This is a genomic window from Streptomyces sp. NPDC055815 (assembly GCF_053616475.1).
Map to the genome: position 1 here is coordinate 1 of NZ_JBSHDU010000003.1, position 12,410 is coordinate 12,410.

Here is a 12,410-nt window from a genome sequence, read left to right on the forward strand (position 1 = left end):
ACCTCGGCGTCGTGCGGCAGCACGGCCGCGATCGTCCCGCCGGAGACGGCGATCGACGCGGGCCGCGTCCCCTCCGGGGTGATGACGCGTGTCGAACGCAGGACGAGCTCTGTGTCGGACAAGGGATGTCCTCCTCTTCTGTCTGATTGCTTCCCCGACCGGAACGGACCGGAACGGCTGGACCGGCCGGACCGGCCGGACAGATCGGTGTCACGCCGTCCGCGGAGGCCAGTTGGCGATCTTCTTGGGGCGCGGCGTCGCGTACGTGCGTACCTTCGAGGTGGACAGGCCAAGCCGCCAGCGGGACCGTCCGGTCGAGGGTGGTGACGACGGAGTAGCTGCGGCCGAGGAACTGGGCGGTGGTGGCGGCGGCCTCGGTGATGTCGACGACCGGCACGTCGAGGAGTTCCTGCAGGCCTTCGCGGCCGTGCTCGCCGTATCCGGCCTGGATGACCGCGTCGAAGGACTGCGGGTAGGCGCGGACGGTCTCCATCACGGCGATCGCGGCGAGGTAGCTCTCGTAGTTTCCCTCGACGGACTCCGCTCCGAACTCCGGGGTCAGCGGGACGATTTCGGTGCCGGGCGCGGCCACGGCGGCGGCCTGCCAGCCGATCGCGTCGGTGATGGACTGCGTGGTGTTGACGTTGACGACGAGGATGCGCATGGGCCGGCCTCCCGTTGGTTCGGTTCGTTCGGCTCGGGGGGTCATTCGGCGTCGACGGCGATGGCCTCGCCGTCGACGTCCCGGATCGGCGTCGTGCGGTCCGCGACGATCGCGTACTCGTCGGCGCCGAGGATGGCGCCGACGAACCAGGAGAATCCGGCGACGGCGTGGAAGAAGGGCACGAGGGCGACGACCACGGCGACGGCGGCGCTGGGTACGAAGGCGGCGACGGCGCGCGGGTTGAAGCCGCGGCGGTAGTGGTACTCGCCCTGCGGGTGCTCGGTGTAGAGGTCGGGCACGTTGACCCGGGCCCTGCGCAGCAGCCAGTAGTCGGCCGTGATCACGCCGAAGAGCGGGCCGAGCAGGGCGCCGAGTCCGCCGAGGAAGTAGTTGACGGCGATCGGGCTGTTGTAGAGGTTCCAGGGCAGGATCACCAGGCCGATGACCGCGCTGACGACGCCCGCCCGCCGGAAGTCGAGCTTGCGCGGGAACAGGTCGATGAGGGCGTAGATGGGCGCGACAAAGTTGGCCAGGAGGTTGACGGCGACGGTCAGGGCGATCAGGGCGAGGGAGGCCGCCGCCAGGAGCGCCATGTTCGGGATGGTCCGGACGATGTCGGTGGGGCTGGTGATGACGCGGCCGTCGAGCTTGAACTGTGCTCCACTGAGGACCACCACGATGCCGGCGAAGAACAGCATGTTGAGCGGGATGCCGATGACGTTGCCGCGCACGATGGAGGCGCGGCTCTTGGCGGACCGGGTGGAGTCGCAGAAGTTCAGTACGAAGGTGCCGTAGACGACCACCCACAGCGCGGCGGCCTGGACGATCTGCAGCCACATCTCGCCGCCGATGAGCGGTGCGTCGATGGAGACGGCGATGGCGACGATGCCGCAGACGGCCGCGGGTATCTTCGCGCCCTTGATGCCGAAGGCGATGCGGCTCATCACGGGGAAGGGGGCGCCTGTCTTGTGGCCCATGAGGCCGGAGAGCGTCAGGAGCAGGAAGAGCAGCACCGAGGCGAGCGCGAAGGCCGCGAGGATGCCCCAGACGCTGAGGCCGAGGGCGAAGAGTCCGATCGCGAAGGCGTAGTTCCCGAGGCTGTGCACGTCGTTGGCCCAGAGGGTGAAGACGTTGTACGCGCCCCAGCGGCGGCCTTCCCTCTTCGTCGGGGCCATGTCGTAGGTGTACAGGACGGAGTCGGCGGCTGCTCCGTCGGTCGCCGTCTCGGGCATGGGGGTACAAACACGACGGGCCCGGGTCTCGGAGGCGAGACCCGGGCCCGTCGTCGGCTCAGCGGTTGGGCTCCTGCATCGTGACGCAGTGGGCGCCACCGCCCCCGTTGCCGTAGAGGTTGTCGAGGTTCAGCTGGACGACGGGGCGGCCGAAGGCGGCGGCGATGGCCGACTTGGCCGCCGCGTCCTTGGCGGTGTCGCCGAACTGGGTGGTGATGATCGCCTGGTTGGTCACCGTCCAGTTCATGTAGGAGCTGAGGAAGTCGGCCTGCTTGCCCACCTGGATACGGGGCAGGGTGTCGGGCCCTTCGATGGTGAGGACCTGGAGCCTGCGGCCCCTGGCGTCGGTCGCGTTGACCAGGGTGTCGCGGATGGCCTGGGCGTTGGCCGTCCAGACGTCGGGCCGTACGGCACCGGCCAGCTGCACCATGACCACGCCCGGCCTGATGTAGCGGGCGGTTCCGTCGATGTGGCCGTCGGTGACGTCCTGCCCGGTGACGCCCGGCAGCCAGATCATCTTGGACGCGCCGAAGCGGGACAGCAGCTCCGCCTCGATCTGGCTGCGGGACTTGCCCGGGTTGCGGTTGCTGTTCAGCCAGCAGCTCTCGGTGGCCATCACGGTGCCGTCGCCGTCGTACTCGATGCCGCCGCCCTCGCCGACCACGGACGCCTTCGCGAACGACACGCCGGCGTAGGCGGCGACCTTCTGCGCGACCGTACGGTCCTTGTCGTACGCGGAGGCGGGGAGGCCGTAGAAGGTCGTGGCGTTCTCGCCCCAGGCGTTGAAGTTCAGGCCGAAGGCGTCGAGGCCGCCGGCGTCGTCGACACGGAACAGCGGGCCGGTGTCCCGCATCCAGCAGTCCGAGACGGGGATGGAGCTGATGACCGTGACGGTGGAGCCGCAGGCGGTCCTGGCCTGCGAGGCGGCCGAGGAGCCGTCCGCGCACATGATGACCGGCTCGTACTTGGCGACTTCCCTGGCGAGCTTGGCGATGTCGCTCTGGATCTTGGACAGCAGGTTGCCCCAGATCGTGTAGCTGGACGGCCAGGCCATCCAGGTCCGCTTGTGCGACTCGTCCTCGCCGGGGACGCGCCAGGACGCGGCCATGGCGGGCTGGATGCCACCGAGGACGGGACCGACCGCCAGGGCGGCCGCGGCCGCTCCGGTACGGGCGAGGAGGGATCTGCGGCTGATGCCGGGGCGTTCGCCGTCGTGCTCTGTCTTCACGTGGTGCTCCTTCTCTCAAAGGTTCTGTACGTGCAGGCGCGGGTCGTTCAGCGGTGTGCTCAGTGGAGTGGGTCCAGCAGCCCCTCCTCCCGGACCATCCGGCGTTCGGTGGCCAGATCGAGGCTTCGGGCGAAGGCCCAGTAGAGGCCTCCTGCCACGGGCAGGCCGACGAGGATCGAGCAGTCGACGCCGCCGAGGCGCTCCGCGACGGGCCCGACGAAGAGGCCGGTGATCACCATGAACGGGGCCATGCAGGCCAGGCCGATCACGTACGCGAGGTTGCCGCGCCAGCCCCACCGGCCGTAGATCCCGTTCGGGTTGAAGATCTCCTTGACGACGTACTGGCCGCGCCGGACGAAGAAGAAGTCGACCAGGTTGATGGCGGTCCACGGGATGAACAGGTACGTGAGGACCACCACGACGTTGGCGAAGAACCAGTTGAACTGGTCGATGCCGACGAGAGTGGAGACCGTCCCGACGGCGGCCAGCATGATCCCGATCGTGGCGACGCGGATGCTCCGGCTCGGCTTGACGGGCCGGAACGAGTCGACGATCGAGATCATCGTGAGGCTGCCGCCGTACTGGTTGATCGCCATGATGGAGAGCAGCCCGACCAGCAGGACGACGACCGCGATCGTGCCGAACCCGCCGAACAGCCGGTCGGCGGACAGCTTCAGTGCGGTGACCGGGTCCGTGCCCTCGGGCGCGGCGGCCGAGACGACGGCGCCGAGGACGAAGACCCAGATCCCGGAGACCGCGCTGGGCAGGTAGGTCCACCAGAAGGTGCTGCGCACGGGGACGTCGGGTCTGAGGTAGCGCGAGTAGTCCGAGACGTACGGTGCCCAGCCCAGCTGGAAGCCGGCGACGAAGACGAACACGAGCATGAACGGCGCGAGCTCGAACGGGCCCGCGTTCCAGGCGTCGTCGGGGAGGCCTCCGCCGAACAGGGCGGACGCGGTGACGGCCGCGGTGATCACGACGAAGGGCCAGGTGAGCCACTTGTTGAGCTGGTGGATCCACTCGTACCCGAAGAGGGCGATCACGGTCGCCACCGCGGCGGCGAGGAGGTAGCCCAGGGTGTTGGGCATCCCGGTGAGCAGGTTCATGGCCTGGCCGGACAGCAGGGCGTCCGAGGTGTTGAAGGCCACGTAGTTGACGAGGGCGAACACCCACACGGTGAGGGCGGCGCCCAGATAGCCGAACTGCGGCCGGGACTGCACGAGTTGGGGCAGTCCCAGCTGCGGTCCCTGGGCCGAGTGGAACGCCATGAAGAACGTGCCGAAGAGCGAGCCGAGCACGGTGGCGATCACCGTCCACACGAGCGAGGCCCCCATGGACAGCGTCACGACACCGGTCGCGAGTCCGGTGAGGTTGAGGCTGCCGACGAACCAGATGGCCCCGACGTTCGAGGGTTTGCCGTGCCGTTCCGACAGGGGCACCCAGTCGATCGAGTGCTGTTCGATGCCCGCGTGCGCTGCGGAATCCTGCCCCGTGCGCGCTGCGGAATCACGCGTGGACGAGTCAACTGGCCCCATGTGGGCTCCTGTTCAGGGGTGCGTTCATGAAGCCGTACGACGCTGCGCGACCCGCCGGCGCCGTACGGTGCGCTCACCCTAGAGACTGACTCAAATTTCAGTCAATGGCCGAGACAGAGCTCACTGACGAAAATTTCAGTCACATGCTCTTACGCGGCCGGCTGCTGCTGGGTGACGCAGTGGATGCCTCCGCCGCCCGTGCCGAGGCGGTCGATGTTCAGCTGCTCGATGTAGCGGTCGGGGTAGAGGCGTTGCAGCGTCACCCGGGCCGCCTCGTCCGCCCTCCGGTCGCCGAACTGCGCCGAGATGACGGCGTCGTTGCAGAGGTAGAAGTTGGCGTACGAGGCGAGGAAGTCCCGGTTGGTGGACCGGATCTTGTTGTAGTCGGGACCCTGGAGGCGCATCACGTCCATGGCCCGGCCCTTCGCCGTGGTCGACGCCGACAGCGTGCTGTACTGCCGGCGGGCGTCGCGGGCGAAGGCGTCGTTGTCGGCGGCGACGGGCATCTGGACGAGTGCCTCGCCGGGGGCGAGGAAGCGGGAGGTCGCGTCGACGTGGTCGTCGGTGATGTCCTGCCCGCGGACGCCGTCGAACCAGATGACCTTGGTCGCGCCGTACGCCTCGCACATCGCCGTCTCCAGCTGCCGCTCCGATACCCCGGGGTTCCGGTTGCGGTTCACCAGGCTGCTGCGGGTCGCCATCAGGGTGCCGGCGCCGTCCTGCTCGATGGCGCCGCCCTCGCCGACGAGGTCGGCCCGGGTGAACGGCACGCCGACGTGGGCGGCGATCCGCTCGGCGACGAGGGCGTCCCTGTCATGGGTCTGCTTGTCGCCCCAGCCGTTGAAGTTGAGGCCCACCGTGTCGAGGCCCCCGTAGCCGTCCGTCCGGAAGACCGGTCCCGTGTCGCGCATCCAGCAGTCGTCGACGGGGATGGAGCTGATGACGGTGACGGTGGAGCCGCACAGGGAGCGGGCCTTGGCGGCGCTTCCCGGGTTGGCGCACATCACGACGGGCTCGTACTTGGCGATCGTACGGGCGATGAGGGCGATGTCCGCCTGGACGCCGCTCAGCTTGCCGGACCAGATCGCGGTGCTGTCCGGCCAGGCCATCCAGGTACGGGTGTGCCGGACGTCCTCGACCGGGACCCTGAAGCTGCCGGCGACGGCGCGGGCCCTCTCGGGGAGGGTCGTCGCGAGCGCCGCGCCCGCCGCGGCCGCGCCGGTGGTGACGAGGAACCCTCGCCGGTTCAGCCCCCGGCTCGCGTGTCGGCCGGCGGTGTGTTCGTTCATGGTTGACCTCCTGTGTCAACGACGGTGGGGGGTGAGCCGGGGTCAGAGCGCCCGGCGTGCCTCGGCGATCGCCTCGGGGTCCCAGCCGGGACGGGGCACGGACTCCAGAAGCAGCCGCGTATAGGGGTGTCGCGGCGCGGCGAGCACCTCGGCCGTGCGGCCGGCCTCGACGACACGGCCCCGGCGCATGACGATGACGTCGTCGGTGACGCAGCGGACCACGCCGAGGTCGTGGGTGATGAACAGGTAGCCGATCCGGGTCTCCTCGCGGATGTCGGCGAGCAGGTTGAGGATCTGTGCCTGGACGGAGACGTCGAGCGCGGCGACCGCCTCGTCGAGGACGAGGACGGCCGGTTCGACGGCGAGGGCGCGGGCGATGGCGACGCGCTGGCGCTGGCCGCCGGAGAGCTGCCGGGGCCGTGCGTCGGCGGCGCGGGTGCCGAGGCCGACCTGGTCGAGGAGCTCCCGGACGCGCCGGTCGTGGTCGGTGCCGGGGAAGTGCAGGCGCAGGGTCTCGCGCAGGACCTGTTCGACGCTGGTGCGCGGGTCGAGGGAGAGGTACGGGTCCTGGAAGACCATCTGGACCTCGCGCGCCCGGGCCAGTCGCCGGGCCCTGCCGCGGTGTCGTGCGCCGCGGGCCTCTCCTCGTACGAGCACGTCGCCGGCGTCGGCCCGTTCGAGACCGACGACGATCCGGGCGGTGGTGGTCTTGCCGGAGCCGGATTCGCCGACGATGCCCAGGGATCCGCCCTCGGGGAGGACGAAGGAGACGTCGTCGACGGCGCGGACGGTGCCGTAGGTGCGGTGGAGGCCGACGGCCTCCAGGAGGTGCTCAGGCATCGACGGGGCTCCCTTCGAGACGGTCGCTGTGGTGACAGGCGGCCCGGTGGTGCGGCAGACCGGGTGCGGGGCGCGGCTCGGGCGCCTGCTGGTCGCAGATCTCGGTGGCGAGGTGACAGCGGGCGGCGAACGGGCAGCCGTGCAGCTCCTGCCGGAGGTCCGGCGGCTGTCCTTCGATCGCGTCGAGCCTGCCCCGGGGTGCTTCCAGGCGGGGCGTGGAGGCGAGCAACGCCGAGGTGTACGGGTGCCGGGGCCGGTCGAAGAGGGCTTCGGCGGGGCCGCTCTCGGCGATCCGGCCCGCGTACATGACGTAGACGCGGTCGCTGATGGCGGCGGCGAGGTCGAGGTCGTGGGTGACGAAGAGCAGGCCGGTGCCGAAGCGTGCGCGGAGCCGGGCCAGGAGGGCGATGACCTCGGCCTGGGTGGTGACGTCGAGCGCGGTGGTGGGCTCGTCGGCGAGCAGGAGGGCGGGGTCGCCCATCAGGGCGGCCGCGATCATGACGCGCTGCAGCATGCCACCGGAGACCTGACCGGGGTACTTGCGCAGGGCCGAGTCGTCGAGTCCGACCGCCCGCAGGAGCTCACCGGCGCGGGCGGTGGCGTCCGCCCGGTTCATGGTCCCGGTCAGGGTCACGCTCTCGATCAGGAAGTCGCCGATGCGGCGCAGCGGGTTGAGGGCGGCGCGCGGGTCCTGGAAGATCATGGACACCGTGCCGGTGCGCAGCGCGCGCAGCTGGTCGGCGTCCATGGTGAGGACGTCCTCGCCGCGTACCCGGACGGCGCCTTCGACGACGGCTCCGGGCGGCAGCAGGTTGAGGGCGCTGCGTGAGGTGAGGGTCTTCCCTGACCCGGACTCTCCGACGAGGGCGACGGTCTCGCCGGCGGCGACGTGGAGGTCGACGCCGTCGAGGACGGGCCGGGCCGTGCCGGGCAGGGTGATGCGGAGGCCCTGGACGTCGAGGGTGTACGGATCGGTCATCGGTCTCTCCTGGCGACGCGGTCGGCCCAGCGCTCTCCGACCACGTTGAAGGCGACGACGGTGAGCACGATGAACGCGCAGGGCAGGATCGCGGACAGCGGGTAGCCGTGCTGGATGGCGGTCTGGCCGTCGAAGACCATGCGGCCCCAGTCGGGGGTGAGCGCGGGGACGCCCAGGCCGAGGAAGGACAGGCCGGCGAGGTCCATCAGTGCGTAGCCGAAGTTGATGGTGGACTGGGCGAGGACGACGGGGGCGATGTTGGGCAGGATGTGGCGCAGGCTGATCTGGAGGGCGGAGTGCCCCTGGACCTGGTAGGCGCTGACGTAGGGGCGTTTGCGTTCGGCCAGGACGAGGGAGCGGGTGAGCCTGCTGACGTACGGCAGGTAGGCGATGGAGAGGGCGATGACGGGGGCGAGGAGTCCTTCGCCGTAGATCGAGATGATCAGGATGGCGAGGAGCATGCCGGGGAACGCGAAGACGAGTTCCGTGCTGCGCGACAGGACGGAGTCGAGCCAGCCGCCCCGCCAGCCCGCGGCCATGCCGACCGCGACTCCGGCGAGGGTGGAGAAGACCACGACCCCGAGGGGCCCGAGGAGTGAGGTGCGGGCGCCGAGGAGCAGCCGGGAGAGGGTGTCGCGTCCGGCGGCGTCGACGCCGAGGAGGTGTTCGGGGGAGGGTCCGGCCAGTGCGTTGCCGAGGTCGACGGCGTTGGGGTCGTACGGCACGAGCCAGGGCGCGAGGAGCGCGGCGGCCGTGACGAGGGCGACGAGGCCGAGGCAGAGCAGGTGGAGCGGGGACCGGGCGGTGCGGATCTTCGCGAGGCCGGGCCGGCGGGTGAGGACGGCGGTCATACGGAGGAGCTCCTCGATCCGAGGGTGATCCGCGGGTCGACCAGGGGCAGCAGCAGGTCGACGACCAGGTTCACGGTCATGAAGAGGGCGACGATGATCAAGGAGATGGCCTGGACGGTCGGGAAGTCCTTGGTCGTGGTGGAGAGTTCGAGGAGCTGGCCGACGCCGCCGATGCTGAAGGCGGTCTCGACGAGGATCGTGCAGACCAGGAGGGTGGAGACGATCAGTCCGCCGGTGGTGAGGACGGTGCCCAGCGAGTTGCGGAACACGTGGCGGCGGATGACCTGGCTCTCGGGGACTCCTCGGCTGCGGGCGACGGTGACGTGCTCGCTGTCGAGGGCTTCGACCATGGCGGAGCGGGTGACGCGGGCGAGCATGCCGATCAGATAGAGCGCGAGGGCGATCGCCGGGAGGGTGAGGTGCCAGACCTGGTCGAGGAAGCCCTCGCCGGAACCGCTGCTGGGGAACCAGCCGAGGTTGACGGCGAAGAGCCCCTGGAGCAGGACGGCCGAGACGAAGGAGGGGGTGCCGACGGCGAGCGTGGTGCCGACGAGGACGGTCGCGTCGGTGGCGCCGCCGCGTACGGCGGCGACCCATCCCAGCACGAGGCCGATGACGACGACCACGGCCAGTGCCATCACGACGAGCAGCAGCGTGGTGGGGAGGCGGTCGGCCAGGAGCCGGGAGACGTCGGTGCGGTAGGTGATGGACCGCCCGAAGTCGCCTTGGACGATGTCGCCGAGCCAGCGCAGGTAGCGGACGAAGAAGGGGTCGTCCAGGTGGTACTGGGCGTTGATCGCGGCGAGGGCCTCCGGGGAGGCGGAGCGGCCGGAGAGCAGGAAGCTGGCCGGGTTGCCCGGCGCCAGGTACATGGCGCCGAAGACCACGAACGACGCGGCGAGCAGGGTGGCGGCCATCTCCGCCACCCTGCGTGCGGCGAATCTCAGGAAGTTCACGGGGTGGCCCCCGCGGCCGGTGCGCCGACGTCCGCGGCCCACGGGTAGTACATGTAGGCGATGGTGGTGGGGGCGCCGGTGATCCTCTTGTTGAGGAAGACGGCGGTGGGCCACTCCGCGACGGGGATCCACGGCAGCTGTTCGGCGGCCCGCTTCTGCAGCTCGGCCTCGATCTTCAGGCGCTGGTCCGGCTCGTACGAGGCGGTGGCCTGGTCGACGAGGGCGTCGTAGCCCTTGTCGGTGTAGCCGGCGAAGTTCATGTACGCGCCGGTCTTGAAGTTCTGCAGCAGGTCCAGCGGGTCGGTGATCGAGTCGTAGTAGGTGAGCGGGAACATGTCGATGCCCTCGCGCGCCTGCGGGTCGGTGAAGAGCGCCGTGAAGGCGTTGGGGGCGATCGTCTTGAGGTTGATCTTGAGACCGATCTGGGTGCCGGCGGCCTGGATCGCGGTGGCGAGGAGGGAGACGTCCTGGCCTATGGAGCTGGTGGCGACGGTCAGGGTCTTGCCGGTGGCGCCGGCCTCCTTGATCAGCGCCTTGGCCTTCTCGATGTCCTGGGTGGCGGGCGGCAGCGCGCCGAAGGCGGCCTGCCGGGTCTTCTCCGAGGCTCCGGCCCAGGCGGCACGGGTGGTGAGCGAGTTGGTGACGGTGCCGGCGCCGCCGAGTCCGGCCTTGACGAAGCCGGACCGGTCGAGGGCCAGGGAGAGCGCCTTGCGCACCCGGAGGTCGCCGAGCGGGCCCGTCATGTTGGTGATGTTGACGTTGACGGTGCTCAGGCCCTCGCCGAAGTACAGGGTGCCGACGCCGCTGTCGCGCAGTCGGCCGTAGCTCTCGGTGGGGATGAGGTAGCCGCCGTCGATCTCGCCGCTGAGCATGGCGTTGGTACGGGCGGAGGGGTCGGTCAGGACCCGGAAGACGGCCTTCTTCGCCTTGGCCTTGGTCCCCCAGTAGCCGTCGAAGCGCTCCAGCTCGATCGACTGGCCCTTGGTCCACGTGCCGAGCTTGAACGGGCCGGTACAGGCGAGGTCTCCGGCGGTGCCGTAGTCCTTGCCCGCCGCCTGGACGCCGGCCTTGGAGGCGACGACGCCCGCGGCGGTCGCCATGTACTGGGGGAACTGGGAGTCCGACTTGTTGAGCTTGACGGTGACCTGGAGCGGGCCGGTCTTCTTGATGGAGGCGACGTTCTGGAAGGTCTGCGCCCAGGCGGCGGCGTTCTTCGGGTCCATCTGCCGGCCGAGGCTGTAGACCACGTCGTCGGCGGTCATCACCTTGCCGTCGTGGAAGCGCACGCCCGCGCGCAGGTCGTAGATCCAGGTGGTGGGGTCCGGGTTCGACGCCTTCTGCGCCAGTCCGGGCTGGACGGTGAGCCCCGGGGTCCAGCGCATCAGGCTCTCGCACACGTTGGACAGGATCGTGTTCTGCGGGTAGTCGAACGCGACCGTGTAGTCGAGGGTGGGCGGCTCGGCGTAGACGGCCCAGGTGAACGAGTCGATCTCGCCGCGGGCGGGAGGCGTGGAGGCCGAGAGCTTGACCTCGGAGCCGCCGGCGGAGGTGTCCTTCGGCGGGCCGGCGCAGGCCGCGAGGGCCGCGAGGGAGGTCAGGGCGGCCGTCGTCACGGCGATCCGTCCGCGCCTGCCGCGGGGACGTCTGCTGCCGGAGGGCAGGGAAGGGGTCATCGTCGCGCTCTCATTCCGTGATGTCCGTTTTTCGTGGATTCCGTGCGGGTGAGGGGCCGGAGGGCCGCTGGTTCGGCCCTCCGGGAGCGGTCCGTCCCGCGGTTCAGGCGGTGGCGGGCACGGCGGGGATCTGCTGCGTGATGCAGTGGACCCCGCCGCCGCCGTACGCGATCGCGGGCGCCCGCACCCCGACGACCTTGCGGCCCGGGTACGCGGCGGCGATGACCGCGAGCGCGTCGTCGTCCTGGGGCACGCCGGCCACCGGAACGACGACGCCGCCGTTGGCCACGTAGTAGTTCAGGTACGACACCTCGACCTCGCCGCCGGCGATGCCGACGAACGCCGTCTGCGGGACGTCGACGATCTCGAAGGGCCGTCCCTGGGCGTCGGTCGTGGCCTCGAGCACCGCACGGTTGGCACGCATCCGGGCGTAGTCGGGGTGGGCGGGGTCGTCGGGCAGGGAGACGACGACCTTACCGGGAGCGGCGAAGGCGCAGACGCCGTCGACGTGCCCGTCGGTCTCCGTGTCCAGCAGACCTCCGTACGGAAGCCACACAACCTTGTCGACGCCGAGCTGGGATTTCAGTTCCGTCTCGATCTCGTCCCGGTTCATGCCGGGGTTCCGGTTGGGGTGGAGGAGGCACTGCTCGGTCGTGATCAGGGTGCCTTCGCCGTCGACGGTGATCGCCCCGCCCTCCAGGATCATGTCGGAGGGGATGCGCTCGACGCCGAGGTGCTCCAGGAGGAGGCCGCTGACGCGGTCGTCGGAGTCGTACGGGCTGTGCTTGCGGCCCCAGGCGTTGAAGCGGAAGTCCACTCCGGCGCGGTTGCCTGCGCCGTCGAGGACGAAGAGCGGGGCCGAGTCCCGGAACCAGGAGTCGTCCTGGGCCAGCTCCACCACGGTGATCCCGTCACCGCACCTCGTGCGGGCCTCCTCGCCGTGGCCGGGCGGCGCGACCATGGTCACGGGCTCGAACGCGGCGATGGCGCGGGCGACGTTCGCGTACTCCTCCTTGACGTCGTCGAGGACGCTTCCCCACAGGTCCTGCCGGACGGGCCAGGCCATCAGGCACCCCTCGTGCGCGGACCACTCGGCAGGCATACGGAATGCAGTCATCACGGGTCTCTCTTCGTTTCGCCAGAAGTACCCGTCGGCGGTGGCC

The 12,410-nt window shown here is 70.2% G+C and carries 10 protein-coding genes and 1 pseudogene; all 11 read right to left on the minus strand.

Features of this window, described 5'->3' with window-relative positions; genetic code table 11:
- Positions 1-250: 250 nt before the first annotated feature.
- A pseudogene (locus ACWGN5_RS03150) lies at positions 251-664 on the minus strand (aspartate/glutamate racemase family protein); the annotation flags it as partial.
- Between the two features lie 41 nt (positions 665-705).
- Positions 706-1,896 carry a cytosine permease gene (locus ACWGN5_RS03155; RefSeq protein ID WP_453510882.1) on the minus strand — a complete coding sequence of 397 codons (1,191 nt, stop codon included), beginning with the start codon at positions 1,894-1,896 and terminating at the stop codon, positions 706-708.
- Positions 1,897-1,954: 58 nt separating this feature from the next.
- Complete coding sequence (locus ACWGN5_RS03160; RefSeq protein ID WP_453510883.1) at positions 1,955-3,124, minus strand: agmatine deiminase family protein; 1,170 nt, start codon at positions 3,122-3,124, stop codon at positions 1,955-1,957.
- A gap of 59 nt (positions 3,125-3,183) precedes the next feature.
- Positions 3,184-4,659 (minus strand): purine-cytosine permease family protein, encoded by a 1,476-nt coding sequence (locus ACWGN5_RS03165; protein WP_453510884.1) that lies wholly within the window; start codon positions 4,657-4,659, stop codon positions 3,184-3,186.
- A gap of 149 nt (positions 4,660-4,808) precedes the next feature.
- The gene (locus tag ACWGN5_RS03170) at positions 4,809-5,948 is read right to left on the minus strand and encodes an agmatine deiminase family protein (RefSeq protein ID WP_453510885.1); all 1,140 of its coding nucleotides are present in this window, start codon (positions 5,946-5,948) and stop codon (positions 4,809-4,811) included.
- A gap of 42 nt (positions 5,949-5,990) precedes the next feature.
- Positions 5,991-6,788, minus strand: a complete 798-nt coding sequence (locus ACWGN5_RS03175) for an ABC transporter ATP-binding protein (RefSeq protein ID WP_453510886.1) — start codon at positions 6,786-6,788, stop codon at positions 5,991-5,993.
- Positions 6,781-7,767, minus strand: a complete 987-nt coding sequence (locus ACWGN5_RS03180) for an ABC transporter ATP-binding protein (RefSeq protein ID WP_453510887.1) — start codon at positions 7,765-7,767, stop codon at positions 6,781-6,783. Before ACWGN5_RS03180 ends, ACWGN5_RS03175 begins: the two co-directional genes overlap by 8 nt.
- A complete protein-coding gene (locus tag ACWGN5_RS03185) occupies positions 7,764-8,618 on the minus strand; it encodes an ABC transporter permease (RefSeq protein WP_453510888.1) in 855 nt (284 codons plus the stop codon). Before ACWGN5_RS03185 ends, ACWGN5_RS03180 begins: the two co-directional genes overlap by 4 nt.
- On the minus strand, positions 8,615-9,574 hold the full coding sequence (locus tag ACWGN5_RS03190; RefSeq protein ID WP_453510889.1) for an ABC transporter permease: 960 nt from the start codon (positions 9,572-9,574) through the stop codon (positions 8,615-8,617). Before ACWGN5_RS03190 ends, ACWGN5_RS03185 begins: the two co-directional genes overlap by 4 nt.
- Positions 9,571-11,247: an ABC transporter substrate-binding protein gene (locus ACWGN5_RS03195; protein WP_453510890.1), complete on the minus strand. Its 1,677-nt coding sequence runs from the start codon at positions 11,245-11,247 to the stop codon at positions 9,571-9,573. The genes ACWGN5_RS03190 and ACWGN5_RS03195 overlap by 4 nt, the downstream gene beginning before the upstream one ends.
- Positions 11,248-11,350: 103 nt before the next feature.
- Positions 11,351-12,364, minus strand: coding sequence for an agmatine deiminase family protein (locus tag ACWGN5_RS03200; protein WP_453510891.1), 1,014 nt, complete (start codon positions 12,362-12,364; stop codon positions 11,351-11,353).
- Positions 12,365-12,410: the final 46 nt, after the last annotated feature.

Bases quoted from the DNA above. Each gene is read 5' to 3' on its own strand.
- ACWGN5_RS03165 (WP_453510884.1), bottom strand. From the start codon at position 4,659: ATGGGGCCAGTTGACTCGTCCACGCGTGATTCCGCAGCGCGCACGGGG.
- ACWGN5_RS03200 (WP_453510891.1), bottom strand. From the start codon at position 12,364: ATGACTGCATTCCGTATGCCTGCCGAGTGGTCCGCGCACGAGGGGTGC.
- ACWGN5_RS03175 (WP_453510886.1), bottom strand. From the start codon at position 6,788: ATGCCTGAGCACCTCCTGGAGGCCGTCGGCCTCCACCGCACCTACGGC.
- ACWGN5_RS03185 (WP_453510888.1), bottom strand. From the start codon at position 8,618: ATGACCGCCGTCCTCACCCGCCGGCCCGGCCTCGCGAAGATCCGCACC.
- ACWGN5_RS03195 (WP_453510890.1), bottom strand. From the start codon at position 11,247: ATGACCCCTTCCCTGCCCTCCGGCAGCAGACGTCCCCGCGGCAGGCGC.
- ACWGN5_RS03155 (WP_453510882.1), bottom strand. From the start codon at position 1,896: ATGCCCGAGACGGCGACCGACGGAGCAGCCGCCGACTCCGTCCTGTAC.
- ACWGN5_RS03170 (WP_453510885.1), bottom strand. From the start codon at position 5,948: ATGAACGAACACACCGCCGGCCGACACGCGAGCCGGGGGCTGAACCGG.
- ACWGN5_RS03180 (WP_453510887.1), bottom strand. From the start codon at position 7,767: ATGACCGATCCGTACACCCTCGACGTCCAGGGCCTCCGCATCACCCTG.